Source organism: Streptomyces sp. NPDC050560, assembly GCF_044457285.1.
Taxonomy (GTDB): Bacteria; Actinomycetota; Actinomycetes; order Streptomycetales; family Streptomycetaceae; genus Streptomyces.
Genome location: NZ_JBITGT010000005.1, coordinates 184,586 through 197,171 on the forward strand (window position 1 = coordinate 184,586; position 12,586 = coordinate 197,171).

Below are 12,586 nucleotides of genomic sequence, written 5' to 3' on the forward strand. Positions count from 1 at the left end.
GCCCTGAGCACCCGGACCGCCCGCACGCGGCGCCCCGCGCCCCACCTCCCGCCCCGTCAACCGCCAAGGGACAGCCGCCATGCGCCTGATGTTCACCACCTACGCCGCCCGCGCCCACTTCTTCCCCCTGGTGCCGCTGGCCTGGGCCTGTGTGCTGGCCGGCCATGAGGTCCGCATGGTCAGCACACCGTCCCTGTCGGACGCCGTCGAGCGGTCCGGGCTGCCGGGCGTCGCCGTCGGCGCCGACATCGACCTCGACGCCCGGCTCGCCAAGGGCGAGTTGGCGCCACGGCCGCCCGGCGCCGACAGCGGCGGCGACCCGTACACGCGGGTCGTCGACAACATGGCGCGGCTCCAGTTCGACACCGCGCGGGCGATGGCGGACGGCGTCGTGGACTTCGCCCGCTCCTGGCGGCCCGACGTGATCGTGCACGACCCGGTGACGTACGCGGGCCCGGTGGCGGGACAGGTGCTCGGCGTCCCCACCGTCGGCCACCTCTACGGCATGGCCAGGGTCCCGCGCCTCGAACTGGCCGACCTGTGGAAGGGCACCACGCCGCGCGCGGGCTACGGCGCGCTCTTCGAGCCGTACGGCGTCGAGCCGCGCGTCCAGCCCGACGCCTGGATCGACCCGCGCCCCGCGAGCATGCGCTGGCCCGAGGAGGACCAGGAGCGGGCCGCCGTCCCCAGCCGCCCGATGCGCTACGTCCCCTACAACGGCCCGGGCGCACTGCCGTCCTGGCTCGACAGACGGGCCGACCGGCCGCGTGTCTGTGTGACCTGGGGGACCACTCAGCAGAAGAAGCTCGGGGTGGGGGTCGTGGAGACCTTCGGCGACTACATCCGGGCCATCGCACGGCTCGACGTGGAGGTCGTCGTCACCGTCGGCGCGGCGGACGAGGCGATGCGGGGACCCCTGCGCGACCTCCCGGAGCGGGTGCGCACGGTGGAGTGGGTCCCGCTCGGCCTGCTGCTGTCGCGGTGCGACGCGATCGTGCACACCGGCGGCACCGGGACGCTGATGACGGCGGCGGCCTGCGGGGTGCCGCAGCTCGGTGTGACGAGCATCCCCGAGGGCCGGTTCAACACGGAGCGGCTGGCCATGACCGGCGCCGGCATCTGGTGCGAGGAGGCCGCGGCGGGCGCGGACGACATCGGCGAGCACACCCGGCGCCTGCTCGACGAGGACGGGTTCCGCGAGGCCGCGGCGCGGCTGCGCGACGAGAACCGGGACCAGCCCGCGCCCGCCGACGTGGTGCGGGCGCTGGAGACGATCGGAAGCGGGGAAAAGGTTCGATGAAGGTACTCTTCGCGGTCTCGGCCTGGGCCGGGCACTACTCCTGCATGGTTCCGCTCGGCTGGGCCCTCCAGGCGGCGGGCCACGAGGTGCACGTGGCCGTCGCCCCCTCCGCGGCCGACGGCATCGCCGAGGCGGGCCTCACGGCCGTCCCGGTGCTCGACACCCTCGACCTCAACGTCATGCGGCGGATGGCGTACTTCCAGGAGGCCGCCGACGGGCAGTGGAACCTGCCGGGCCTCCCGCCGCACCCGCTGACCGGCGAACCCGTCGGGAGCCTCGACGACTTCGACATCGCCACCGAGGGCCCGAAGTACTGGGCGGAGTGCGGCGCCGCCCTCTCCCGCAGCTACGACGGCGCCGTCGCATATGCCCGGGAGTGGCGGCCCGACCTCGTGGTGTACGACCTGATGTCCGCCGAGGGCGCGCTGGCGGCGAAGCTCCTCGACGTGCCCTCGGTGTACTTCCCGTTCGGCCTCATCGGCAACGTCGAGACAGAGCCGGGCGTGGACCTCGGCGACGGCGACCCTTCCGGGTCCTGGCCGCGGTACGGGCAGCCGCCGTGGCGCGGCGACCAGATCGAGTACGTCATCGACGTGTCACCGCGCGGCGCACGGCCACCGGTGGGCGACGCGCTGCGCATCCCGCTGCGCTACGTCCCGTACAACGGCCCCGCGCGCCTGCCCGACTGGCTGCGCGACCCCGGACCCGGCAGGCGGGTCACCATCCTCTGGGGCAACTCCGCCACCGGCGGGTTCGGCACGGAACTGCCCGTGTTGCGCCACGCCGTCGACGCCGCGGCCGGGGCGGCGGACACCGTCTACCTCGCGGCCAACGCCGCCCAGGTGGCCGCGCTCGACACACTCCCCGGAAACGTACGGGTGCTGCGCGGGTTCCCGCTGCACCTGCTGCTGTCCCTGAGCGACCTGGTCATCCACCACGGCAGTGCCAACCCCGCGATGAACGCGGCGTGCGTCGGCACCCCGCAACTGGCGCTCGCGCTCAACGAGGAGCAGCAGACGGTCAGCGGCAGGATGGCCGCCACCGGCGCCTCCCGGGTGCTGCCTGGCCTGGGGGCCGAGGCCGAAGCGGTGCGCCGCACCGTGCGCGAGCTGCTCGACGACGCCTCCTGCCAGAAGGCCGCGCGCCGGGTGGCCGAGACGATCGCCGCACAGCCCACCCCCGCCCGACTGGTGCCCGCGCTTGAGCACTTGGCCGCCACCGGCCGTCTGGACCGCCGGGACCTCGACCGGCTCACCGCGGCCCGCCCCGCCCTCGCGGACACACCCTGAGGGCCCCCGCTCTCACGGACACACCCTGAGGACCGTCACACCCCGAGTGCCTTCGACCCGATCCGACCCAGAGGGGACAGCATGGCAGGCACAAGCCACCAGCTCTACTACGTCGTCAGTCCGGCGGGCAACGCCAACTACGGCGACGAACTCATCGCGGCCACCTGGCTGCGCCACATCCACCGGGTGGCCCCCGACGCGGACGTTGTCGTCGACTGCCTCGACCCCGTACGCACCGCGGCCAGGCTCGGCGCCCTGCACCCCGGGGTGCGCTGCGTCAACACGCTGTGGCAACTGTGCCTGCGCGGCGGCACCTCGGACGTGGCGGAGGTGGTACGGCGGGTACGGAGCGCGGTGGACGACCCCCAGCTCGCCGGGGACCTGGCCGAGGGCATCGGCGAGGCGCGCCGCGCCGACGTCGTCCACATCGTCGGCGGCGGCTACGTCAACTCGCTGTGGCCGCAGTTCACGGGGCTGCCCGCCGCCGCGGCCGCCGCGGTCGCACACTCGGGCGGCCGCGCCGTGATGACGGGCCAGGGCCTGTGCCCCGCGGCCGACGGCGGCGGCGAGACGCTGCGCCGCATCGCCGCGGACTTCGACGTCGTCGACGTCCGCGACGCGCCCTCCGCGGCCCTCCTCGGGCCGGTGCCCGCCACCCACACCGGCGACGACGCCCTGCTCGGGGTCGCCGACCACCTGCGCACCGCGCCCGACGACGCGCCCCGGCTCGTGCTCAGCATCCAGTCCCAGCTCTCCGAGGTGGAGTCGGAGCCGCTGCTCGGCTTCCTCGCCGGTGTGGTCAAGGCGTGGGGCGTGGACGGGATCGGGCTCCTCGAATGCCTGCCGGACGAGGACCGGGAGATCCTGGAGCTGGCCGAGCGCATGCTGCCGGTCGCCCGGCGCTACGGCGTCGACGAGGTGCTGGCCGAGGGCCTGCCGGTGGCGGCCGACCAGATCTGGATCTCCTCACGCTTCCACCCCCACCTGGTCGCCGCGGCGGGCGGCGCCGGCGGCATCGCGCTGAACATCAGGCCCGACTACTACGGCACCAAGCACCAGTCGCTGATCGACGCCGGGTCCGGCTGGTCCCTCCTCAACGAGCCCATGATCCCGGCCAGGCCGAAGTCCGGCGGCTTCTCGCCCGAACGGCGCGCGGAGCTGCACGGGGCCAAGCTCCGGCTCGCCGAGTCCGTCTACTCTCCCGGCGGCTGAACCGCGGCGGCGCGCTCCCGCCGCGCCACCGAGTCGAGCCAGAAGTCACGCACCGCCTCGCGCAGCGACCGGCGCGGACACCAGCCGAGGACCGCGCCCGCCCGGCTGGCGTCCGTCTGCTGCCAGGGGATGTCGGTCCTCGTCGGCGCCCCCGACGCGTCGGGGGCACGCTCCACGATCCTGGTGGGGATGGCACTGGCCTCGACGAGCAGGTCGACGAGGGTGCGCACGGGCACCGCCGTTCCGCTCCCGAGGTTCAGCACCTCGCCGCTCACGTCGCTCTCCGCGGCCAGCAGGACCGCCCGGGCGACGTCGCGGACGTCGACGTAGTCACGCCGCGCCCGCAGCGGGTGCAGCTCCACCACCGCGGGCCCGCCCGCGTCCGCGGCGGCCAGCAGTTGCCCGGCGACACTGCCGAGCAGACTGCCGGCCGGCGCGCCGGGCCCCGCGACGTTGCCGACCCGCAGGACCACGCCGCGCAGGGCCCCCTCGGCGCAGGTCGCGAGGACGGCACGGGTGGCGGCCAGCTTGGAGCGGCCGTAGGCGTCGATGGGTCCGAGCGGGGCGTCCTCGTCGAGCGAGACACCGTGGGGGGCGGGCGCGTACTCGCGTGTGGAGCCGAACTGCACGAAGCGCGGCGCGGGTTCGCTCGCGCCGAGCGCGCCCACGATCCGTTCGAGCAGCCGGACGTTGAGGTCCAGCATCGCCTGCTCGTCCATGCCCCACACCATCCCGGTCGCGTTGACCACGACGTCGGGGCGCTCGTCGGCGAAGAGCCGGGACAGCTCCCCGACGGACACCCGGGAGAGGTCCATGATCCGCAGCCGGCCGCCCCGGGGCAGCCGCCGGGCCCGCCGTGCCACGGCCGTGACCCGGTAGCCCCCCTCCGCGAACGCCGCGCACACGTGGCGGCCGATGTAGCCGGTGCCGCCCAGCACCAGCGCGCGGCGGTCGTCGTCGAGGTCCATGGGTGTGCCCCTCCCGTTCACGCGGCGGCGATCTCTTCGAGTTCGGGGACGAGCCGGGCGGGTGAGCCGCGCCCCCTCAGGTCGTCGCGCAGCGCGCGGGCCGACTGCCGCATCGGGGGCGACAGCACGCTCGCCACGGCCTCGTCCACCTCGTCCTCGGTGGTGATCAGGGCGGGCAGCCAGCGGGCCGCGCCGCTCGCCGCGGCCCGGCGGGCGGTGGCGATGGCGTCGTCGGAGAGCGCGAGCGACACCTGTGGCACCCCGGCCACGGCCGCCGTCATCAAAGTGCACGCGCTGCCGTGGTGGATCACCGCGTCACAGGTGTCGAGGACGAGCTGGAAGGGCAGCCCGGGGGCGACCACGGTGTCCTCCGGCAGCTCGCCCAGCGCGTCCACCTGCTCCCGCGGCGCCGCGATGACCACCTGCGCGCCCATGCCGGCCGCGCGGCGCACCGCCCAGCCGAGCGCGGGCACGTCGCTGCCGAAGATGGCGGGCGCCGACTTGCCCCACACCACGCACACCCGGGGCCGGGACGCGTGGGTACGCGACGGGTCGGGCGCGGCGGACGCCTCGCCGTTGTACGGCACATAGCGGACCGGCAGGACGGCCGCGTCCCCGTGGTCGGGCGCAAACGCCGCGGGCGTCGGGTCGACGACATGGCGGGTGCGCTCCCGGCGCCATGGCTCAAGGCCGTGCCGTACGAAGGCTCCTGACGGGTCGTCGGGTCCCATGTCCAGGTCGGTGCCGCGCTCCGCGGCGCCGAAGAGACCGGGGGAGAGGAAGACCGCGGGCACGCCGAGCACTTCGGCCGCGAGCGGGCCCTCACCCGACATGAGGCTGTAGCAGACGAGGTCGGGCGACCAGGCCCGCGCGAGATCCACCGCCGCGTCGGCGCTCTCCTGGTAGCTCGCTGCCAGGTCGCCCCAGAGCGCACCGCCCACCGCGGGGACGTCCACCTCGGCCAGGTCGTAGTCGGCGGCGCCGGTGAGGGGGTGCAGGGGCAGCGGGAGCCCGGGCAGCGCGCGCCGCCCCTCCGCGCTCTTGAGCAGGTGGGCGAAGCGGGCGGCGCGCATCAGGTCCGCGCCGCGCAGCACCGGTACCGGGGTCAGGCCGCTGCGGGCCACACACCCCGCAAGCTCGGGCGGGCAGGCCACCCGCACCTCGTGGCCCGCCGCCCGCAGCGCCCAGCCGAAGGGGACCATGCAGTAGTAGTGGCCGGTCCAGCCGGCCACGGTGAACAGCACGCGCATACATTCCTCCGCGCCTGGACGGTGAGCACCCGTACGGTCGGGTCGGGCACCGAGGTTCGCGCAGGGCTCTTGAATACGGCTCGACGCCGCCCCGCGCGACACCGCCGCCCCCGGCGCCGCCCCGCGGCGGCGCCCCCTCCCCGCCGGTCCCGGGCGGCGCGCTTCGACCACCTCCCCAACAGCCCTCCAGCGGCCCTGCCTAGGGTCCTGGCGCATGAAGGTCCAAGAGCGAAGCCTTCCCGGGGTCTTCCTTGTCTCCGCGGAGAGACACGAGGACGTACGGGGCCATTTCTACGAGGCTTTCAGGCGGGACGTGCTGGCCGAGGCGGTCGGGCACCCCGTCGTGATCGAGCAGACGAACTGTTCCGTCACCCGGCGCGGTGGGATACGAGGCATCCACAGCACGAACGTGCCACCGGGCCAGGCGAAGATCGTGACGTGTGTGCGCGGGGCCGTGCTGGACATGGTGGTGGACCTGCGGGTCGGCTCGCCGACCTTCGGCGCGTACGAAGTGGCCTGGCTCGACGCGGACTCAAGCAGCTCGCTGTACATATCGGAGGGATTCGGGCACGCGTTCCTCTCGCTGGTCGACAACAGTTGCGTCTTCTACCAGTGCTCCGCCTCGTACATGCCCGACCAGGAATTCATCATCACGCCGTTCGACAAGCGCATCAACCTGCCGTGGGGACTCGTCGAGGAGGCGATCGTGGCGGAGAAGTACAAGTCCGCGCCGACGCTCGACGAGGCGATAGAGCGCGGCATCCTCCCCACGTACGAGGAGTGCATGGCCTTCCGCGAGACGTTGCGCAACGCCCACGGTGCGAAGTGAGGAGCCTGAGTGCGTGTGCTGTTCACGGTCTCCACCTGGGGAGGCCACTACTACTGCATGGTCCCGCTGGGGTGGGCGCTCCAGGCGGCGGGGCACGAGGTCAGGGTGGCCTGCCCGCCCGGCCAGGCGGCCACGGTCTCGGGCGCGGGACTGGTGCCGGTCCCCGTGCTCGACGGACCCGACCTGACGTACTGGGCGCGGCTGACCCGGTACCAGGAGGCGGTCGCTGGCACACGCACCCTGCCCGGCATGCCACTCCACCCGGACACGGGTGAACCGGTAGGAAAACTCGACGAGTTCGACGTCGACGCCGCCTCCGACCGGTTCATGGGGGAGATCTTCGGGGCCCTGCACCGCAGTTACGACGCGGCGGCGGAGCTGGCCCGGGCCTACCGCCCCCACCTCGTCGTCCACGACGTGCTCACCCCGGAAGGCGCGCTCGCCGCCCGTCTTGCGGGCGCCCCCTCCGTCTACCACTCGCTCGGCCTGTACGGCGCCGCGGAGACCGAACCCCCCATCGACATGGGGCTCGACGACCCCACGGAGTCGTTCGCCCGCCACGGCCTCGCGCCCTTCAGCCGCGAGGACATGCCCTACGTGATCGACCCCTCACCGAGCCTCGCGGTGCCCCCGCACGGCCGTACGACCCCGCTGCCCGTGCGGTTCCTGCCGTACAACGGGCCGGGGGCCACACCCCCCGCCTGGCTCCTCGACCCCCCGCAGGGGGGCCGTATCGGTGTGCTGTGGGGGTACTCGGCGACGGCGATGTACGGCACCGGCGTCCCGGTGCTGAGGACCGCCATCGAGACCGCCTCCCGCCTCGGCGCGGAGGTCGTGGTCACGGCGGGCCGCGAGGAGGTCGACGCGCTCGGCGAACTCCCGCCGAACGTCCGGGTGTTGTGCGGCTTCCCGCTCCACACCCTGCTGGAGACGTGCGACGCCCTGTTCCACCACGGTGGCGCGGGCGCGATGATGACCGCCGCCGCGGCCGGGGTGCCGCAGCTCGCCCTCTCGCTCAGCCCCGACCAGGTGGTGTTCGGCGGCAGGATGGCGGCCACCGGCGCGGTCGTCTCGGTGCCCGGCCTCACCGCGTCCGACGAGCAGGTGGAGCGGGCCGCCCGCACCGTGCTCGGCGAGAAGTCCCGGGCCGCGGCGCACGCCCTGCGCGACGACATCGGCGCCAAGCCGACGCCCGCCCGGCTGGTCCCCGACCTGGAGCGACTGGTGCGCCAGGAGGGCCGGGCGCGGCCCTCGGCGCCCGGTGGCACCCGCCCGACGTCCCGTCCCTCCCCAGAGAATCCCGGATTGAAGGCATGAAGACCCATACTTCGCACAACGGCCGAGCCGCGGCACCGTCCGACAACGGGGTGGGCCTGCGCGGACGGGCCGACGGCTCGGCGGCGGACAGCCTCGCGCGGTCGGCCGCGGCCGAGCAGGGCGCGCATCTGACCACGGCGCAGGTGCTGGCCTGGCTGGAGGAGCGCACCCGCGCCCACGACTTCCAGGTCGACCGCATCCCCATCACCGACATGGCCGGCTGGAGCTTCGACGAGGAGACCGGCAACCTCCGCCACCACAGCGGGCGGTTCTTCACCGTGGAGGGCATGCACGTCACCATCGAGGACCGGGCCGGCGGCACGGCGGCCACGACCTGGTCCCAGCCGGTCATCTGCCAGCCGGAGGTGGCGATACTCGGCCTGCTGGTGAAGGAGTTCGGCGGGGTCCCGCACATCCTGATGCAGGCCAAGATGGAGCCGGGCAACTGCAACGTCGTCCAGCTCTCGCCCACGGTGCAGGCCACCTGGAGCAACTACACGGGCGTGCACAAGGGTTCACCCGTGAAGTACGTCGAGTACTTCGCCGAGGCGGGCAAGAGCACGGTGCTCGCCGACGTGATCCAGTCCGAACAGGGCGAGTGGTTCCACCACAAGAGGAACCGCAACGTCATCGTGCAGACCTGGGACGAGGTGCCGCTGCACGAGGACTTCTGCTGGCTCACCCTCGCCCAGATCGGCGAACTGCTGCACCGCAGCAACGTCATCAACATGGACTCGCGCTCCGCGCTGTCCTGCGTCCCCGTCGAGCGTCCTGACGAGGGCGCCCTGCACTCGGACAAGGAGGTCCTGTCCTGGTTCGCGGGGGCCAGGGCGCGCTACGCGGTGACGTCCAGGCTCGTACCGCTGCGCGATGTGCCCGACTGGCGCAGGACCGACACCTCCGTCGAGCACGTGAGGGAGGCGTACTTCCGGCTCGTCGGCGTGTCCGTGCAGGCCGGCAGCCGGGAGGTGACGAGCTGGACGCAGCCGCTCCTCGAACCCTACGCACAGGACGTCGCCGCCTTCCTCGCCTGCCGTGTCGAGGGCGTGCTGCACGTGCTCGCGCACGCCAGGCCGGAGGGCGGCTTCGCCAACGGCGTCGAGATCGGGCCGACCGTGCAGTACTGCCCGGGCGACCTCGCCAGACTGCCGGGCAGCGAACCGCCGCTCTTCGCCGACGTCGTGGAGGCGGCGGACGAGGACGCGGTCCTCTACTCGGCGATCCACTCGGAGGAGGGCGGCCGGTTCCTCAACGCCGAGAACCGATACCTGGTGGTGGACGTGGGGCAGCACTTCGACCCGCCGCAGGACTACCGCTGGGTGACCCCGGCGCAGCTCAGCTCGCTGGTCGGGCACGGCCACTACCTCGGCATCCAGGCGCGCACCCTGCTCGCCTGCCTCAACGCGTCGGGGGTGACCACGGGGTGAAGGCGTCTGCCCCCACCAAGGTGGCCGTCGTGGGCCTCGGTTACGTGGGCTCCTGCGTCGCGGGAACCCTCGCCGACGGCGGCTGGGATGTCGTGGGCATCGACCTGGACGCCGGACTCATCGGCGAACTCGCCGACGGGGTCTGCCGGTTCAAGGAGGACGAGCTGGCCGAACTGCTCGGCCGCGTGGTGCGGCGCGGCACGCTGCGGGGGACCACCGACTACGCGGCGGTCGGCGGCGCCGACGTCGTGCTGATCACGGTGGGCACCCCCGTGCGCGACGACGGCTCGCTCGCCGACGAGCAACTGCGCACCGCCTGCGCCGAACTGGGCCGGCACCTGCGGCCCGGGCAACTGGTCATCCTGAAGAGCACCGTGCCGCCGGGGGTGACGAGGAGCCTGGTGCTGCCGCTGCTGGAGCGCAGCGGGCTGAAGGGCGGCGAGGACTTCGCGCTCGCCTTCACCCCCGAGCGGCTGGCGGAGGGGACGGCACTGCGCGAGCTGCGGAGCTTCCCCATCGTGGTCGGCGGCCTCGACGAGGCGAGCACCACGGCCGCCGCCGACTTCTGGACCGCCGCGCTCGGCGTCCGGGTCGCCCGCCAGGACTCGCTGGAGGCGGCCGAGATCGTCAAGCTGGCGGACAACTGGTGGATCGACCTGAACATCGCGCTCGCCAACGAACTCGCCAAGTTCTGCGCGCTGTTCGGCGTGGACGTGCTGGACGTGATCGAGGCCGCCAACGGCATACCGAAGGGCGTGGGGAACGTGAACATCCTGCTCCCCAGCGCGGGGGTGGGCGGCTCCTGCCTCACCAAGGACCCGTGGATGGTCTGGCAGACGGCCAGGAGCCACGGCGTGGAGATCCTGACCGCGCCCGCGGGGCGCCGGGTCAACGAGCAGATGCCCCGGTACACCGCCCACGCCATCCTGGCCGAACTTGCGGCCCTGGGCAGGGAGCCCGCGCGTGCCACCGTGGCGGTCCTCGGCATGGCGTTCAAGAACAACACGGGCGACCTGCGCAGCACCCCCGTGACCGCGGTGGTGGAGGCGCTGAGCGCGGCCGGGGTGCGGGTGCGGGTGCACGACCCGCTGGTCGACCCCGTGGAGGCGAGGAAGCTGCTCGGCTTCGGGCTGTCGGCCACCGTGCACGACGCGGTGCGCGGCGCCGACTGCGTGGCCGTGCTGGCACTGCACCAGGTCTTCGAGTCCCTCGACTACGCCACCCTCCCGGTGGCCGTGCCCTGCCTGGTGCTGGACGGCCGCGCCTACTACTCCAAGGAGAAGATCAGTTCTCTGCGGCGGCTCGGCTATCTCTATCGAGGAATCGGAAGGTAGCGCATGGCACGCGTGGTGGTGACCGGCGGCGCCGGCTTCGTGGGCGGCCGGCTGGTCCGTCGGCTCGTCGAGAACGGCGACGACGTCGTGGTGGTCGACGCGGCCTCGGGGGCCAGGGCACTGGACGGAGTCGACGCCGCCCTGGTCCCCGCGGACGTGCGGGACCTCGACCGGCTGGCCGGGGCGATCAGACCCGGTGTGGATCTGGTGTACCACCTCGCCGCCGTGGTCGGCGTCGACCAGTATCTCGCCTGCCCGCTCGACGTCATCGACGTCAACTTCACCGGCACCCGCAACGTCCTGGACCTCGCGGCACGCGCCGGGGCCCGGGTGGTCGTCGCGAGCACCAGCGAGGTGTTCGGCAAGAACCCCGCGGTGCCGTGGTCGGAGGAGGCCGACCGCGTCCTCGGCCCCACCTCGGCCGACCGCTGGAGCTACTCGACGAGCAAGGCGCTGGCCGAGCACCTGACGCTCGCCTACGGGCGCCGCGGCGGCCCGGCCGCGACCATCGTCCGCTACTTCAACGCCTACGGACCCGGGCAGCGGCCCGCCTATGTCGTGAGCCGGAGCGTGCACCGCGCGCTCAACGGAAAGCCCCTGGTCGTGTACGACGGCGGCACCCAGACCCGGTGCTTCACCTACGTGGACGACATCGTCGAGGGCACCCTGCGCGCCGCCGCCGAGGAGAAGGCCGTCGGCGAGACCTTCAACCTCGGCAGCATGGTGGAGACCACCGTGCGCGACGTGCTCACCCAGGTCAGCGAACTGTGCGGGTACGGCGGCGAGTTGATGCAGGTCGACACCGCGGAGCGGCTGAGCCCGGGCTACCAGGACCTCCAGCGCCGTATCCCCGACTCCGCCAAGGCCGCCGCGGTGCTGGGCTGGACCGCGGACACGGCGCTGCGGGACGGGCTCGCCAGGACCGTGGCCTGGGCCAGGGACGCCCCGTGGTGGCTGGCGCTGCCGGACAGCGGCGCCACCTCCGCGGGCGATCTCGACGAGGCCCGGCGGAGGGCGAGTTGATCACCCAGTTGAGGATTCCCGACACCTTCAGGATCGATCCGCACCGGTTCGAGGACCAACGGGGCTCGGTGCACGAGCTGTTCAGGTACGAGGGCATCGGCGAGGCGACCGGCAGGAGCTTCACGCCGGCCCAGGCCACCTACTCGGTCTCCCGCCGGGGCAGCCTGCGCGGCATCCACGCCACCCCGGTGCCCCCGGGCGAGGCCAAGCTGGTCACCTGTGTGCGGGGCGCGGTCCTCGACGTCGTGGTCGACCTGCGGGTGGGCTCGCCGACGTTCGGCGAGTTCGACCGCACCAGGCTCGACCCGGAGTCCGGGACCGGGATCTTCATGGCGGAGGGGATAGGGCACGCCTTCCTCGCCCTCACCGACGACGCGTGCATGAGCTACCTGTGCTCCGCGGAGTACCGGCGCGGCCGCATGATCGACATCAACGCCCTCGACCCGGAGATAGGGATTCCCTGGGGCGACGCGGACCCCTTCGTCATGTCGGAGAAGGACGCCCGCGCCCCCCTGCTCGGTCAGGCGGCCGACGCCGGGCTGCTCCCGGAGTACGGCCAGTGTCGCGACCTGTACGAGAGGCTGGCCGAAGGGCCCCGTGCAGGACATCCCGCAGCAGACTAAGGGGTTTAACGGGA

11 protein-coding genes are annotated in these 12,586 nt (G+C 73.3%); 9 read left to right on the forward strand and 2 right to left on the reverse strand.

Annotation, left to right across the window (positions count from 1 at the left end):
• Positions 1-79 precede the first annotated feature (79 nt).
• The 3 genes from ACIBIW_RS13015 to ACIBIW_RS13025 all read left to right on the forward strand — a co-directional run bounded on the left by ACIBIW_RS13015 (position 80) and on the right by ACIBIW_RS13025 (position 3,801).
• Entirely contained in the window at positions 80-1,300 is a 1,221-nt protein-coding gene (locus tag ACIBIW_RS13015) for a nucleotide disphospho-sugar-binding domain-containing protein (RefSeq protein WP_399335175.1), read from the forward strand.
• Positions 1,297-2,589 carry a nucleotide disphospho-sugar-binding domain-containing protein gene (locus ACIBIW_RS13020; protein ID WP_399335177.1) on the forward strand — a complete coding sequence of 431 codons (1,293 nt, stop codon included), beginning with the start codon at positions 1,297-1,299 and terminating at the stop codon, positions 2,587-2,589. Before ACIBIW_RS13015 ends, ACIBIW_RS13020 begins: the two co-directional genes overlap by 4 nt.
• Before the next feature lie 81 nt (positions 2,590-2,670).
• Positions 2,671-3,801, forward strand: coding sequence for a polysaccharide pyruvyl transferase family protein (locus ACIBIW_RS13025; protein WP_399335179.1), 1,131 nt, complete (start codon positions 2,671-2,673; stop codon positions 3,799-3,801).
• On the opposite strand, the gene ACIBIW_RS13030 is transcribed toward ACIBIW_RS13025, so the two are convergent.
• Positions 3,783-4,769 carry an NAD-dependent epimerase/dehydratase family protein gene (locus tag ACIBIW_RS13030; protein ID WP_399335181.1) on the reverse strand — a complete coding sequence of 329 codons (987 nt, stop codon included), beginning with the start codon at positions 4,767-4,769 and terminating at the stop codon, positions 3,783-3,785. The genes ACIBIW_RS13025 and ACIBIW_RS13030 overlap by 19 nt on opposite strands.
• Before the next feature lie 17 nt (positions 4,770-4,786).
• Complete coding sequence (locus ACIBIW_RS13035; RefSeq protein ID WP_399335183.1) at positions 4,787-6,019, reverse strand: nucleotide disphospho-sugar-binding domain-containing protein; 1,233 nt, start codon at positions 6,017-6,019, stop codon at positions 4,787-4,789.
• A 214-nt stretch (positions 6,020-6,233) separates the two neighbouring features.
• Between ACIBIW_RS13035 and ACIBIW_RS13040 the strand changes: the two genes are divergently transcribed.
• Genes ACIBIW_RS13040 through ACIBIW_RS13065 form a run of 6 tightly spaced genes read left to right on the forward strand, consistent with a single transcriptional unit; the run spans position 6,234 to position 12,572 of the window.
• Positions 6,234-6,848, forward strand: coding sequence for a dTDP-4-dehydrorhamnose 3,5-epimerase family protein (locus ACIBIW_RS13040; protein ID WP_399335185.1), 615 nt, complete (start codon positions 6,234-6,236; stop codon positions 6,846-6,848).
• A 9-nt stretch (positions 6,849-6,857) separates the two neighbouring features.
• Complete coding sequence (locus ACIBIW_RS13045) at positions 6,858-8,165, forward strand: nucleotide disphospho-sugar-binding domain-containing protein (RefSeq protein ID WP_399335187.1); 1,308 nt, start codon at positions 6,858-6,860, stop codon at positions 8,163-8,165.
• The gene (locus tag ACIBIW_RS13050; RefSeq protein ID WP_399335189.1) at positions 8,162-9,592 is read left to right on the forward strand and encodes an NDP-hexose 2,3-dehydratase family protein; all 1,431 of its coding nucleotides are present in this window, start codon (positions 8,162-8,164) and stop codon (positions 9,590-9,592) included. The genes ACIBIW_RS13045 and ACIBIW_RS13050 overlap by 4 nt, the downstream gene beginning before the upstream one ends.
• On the forward strand, positions 9,589-10,926 hold the full coding sequence (locus tag ACIBIW_RS13055) for a nucleotide sugar dehydrogenase (RefSeq protein WP_399335191.1): 1,338 nt from the start codon (positions 9,589-9,591) through the stop codon (positions 10,924-10,926). The genes ACIBIW_RS13050 and ACIBIW_RS13055 overlap by 4 nt, the downstream gene beginning before the upstream one ends.
• A 3-nt stretch (positions 10,927-10,929) precedes the next feature.
• Positions 10,930-11,949 carry an NAD-dependent epimerase/dehydratase family protein gene (locus ACIBIW_RS13060; RefSeq protein WP_399335193.1) on the forward strand — a complete coding sequence of 340 codons (1,020 nt, stop codon included), beginning with the start codon at positions 10,930-10,932 and terminating at the stop codon, positions 11,947-11,949.
• Positions 11,946-12,572, forward strand: a complete 627-nt coding sequence (locus ACIBIW_RS13065; RefSeq protein ID WP_399335195.1) for a dTDP-4-dehydrorhamnose 3,5-epimerase family protein — start codon at positions 11,946-11,948, stop codon at positions 12,570-12,572. Before ACIBIW_RS13060 ends, ACIBIW_RS13065 begins: the two co-directional genes overlap by 4 nt.
• Positions 12,573-12,586: the final 14 nt, after the last annotated feature.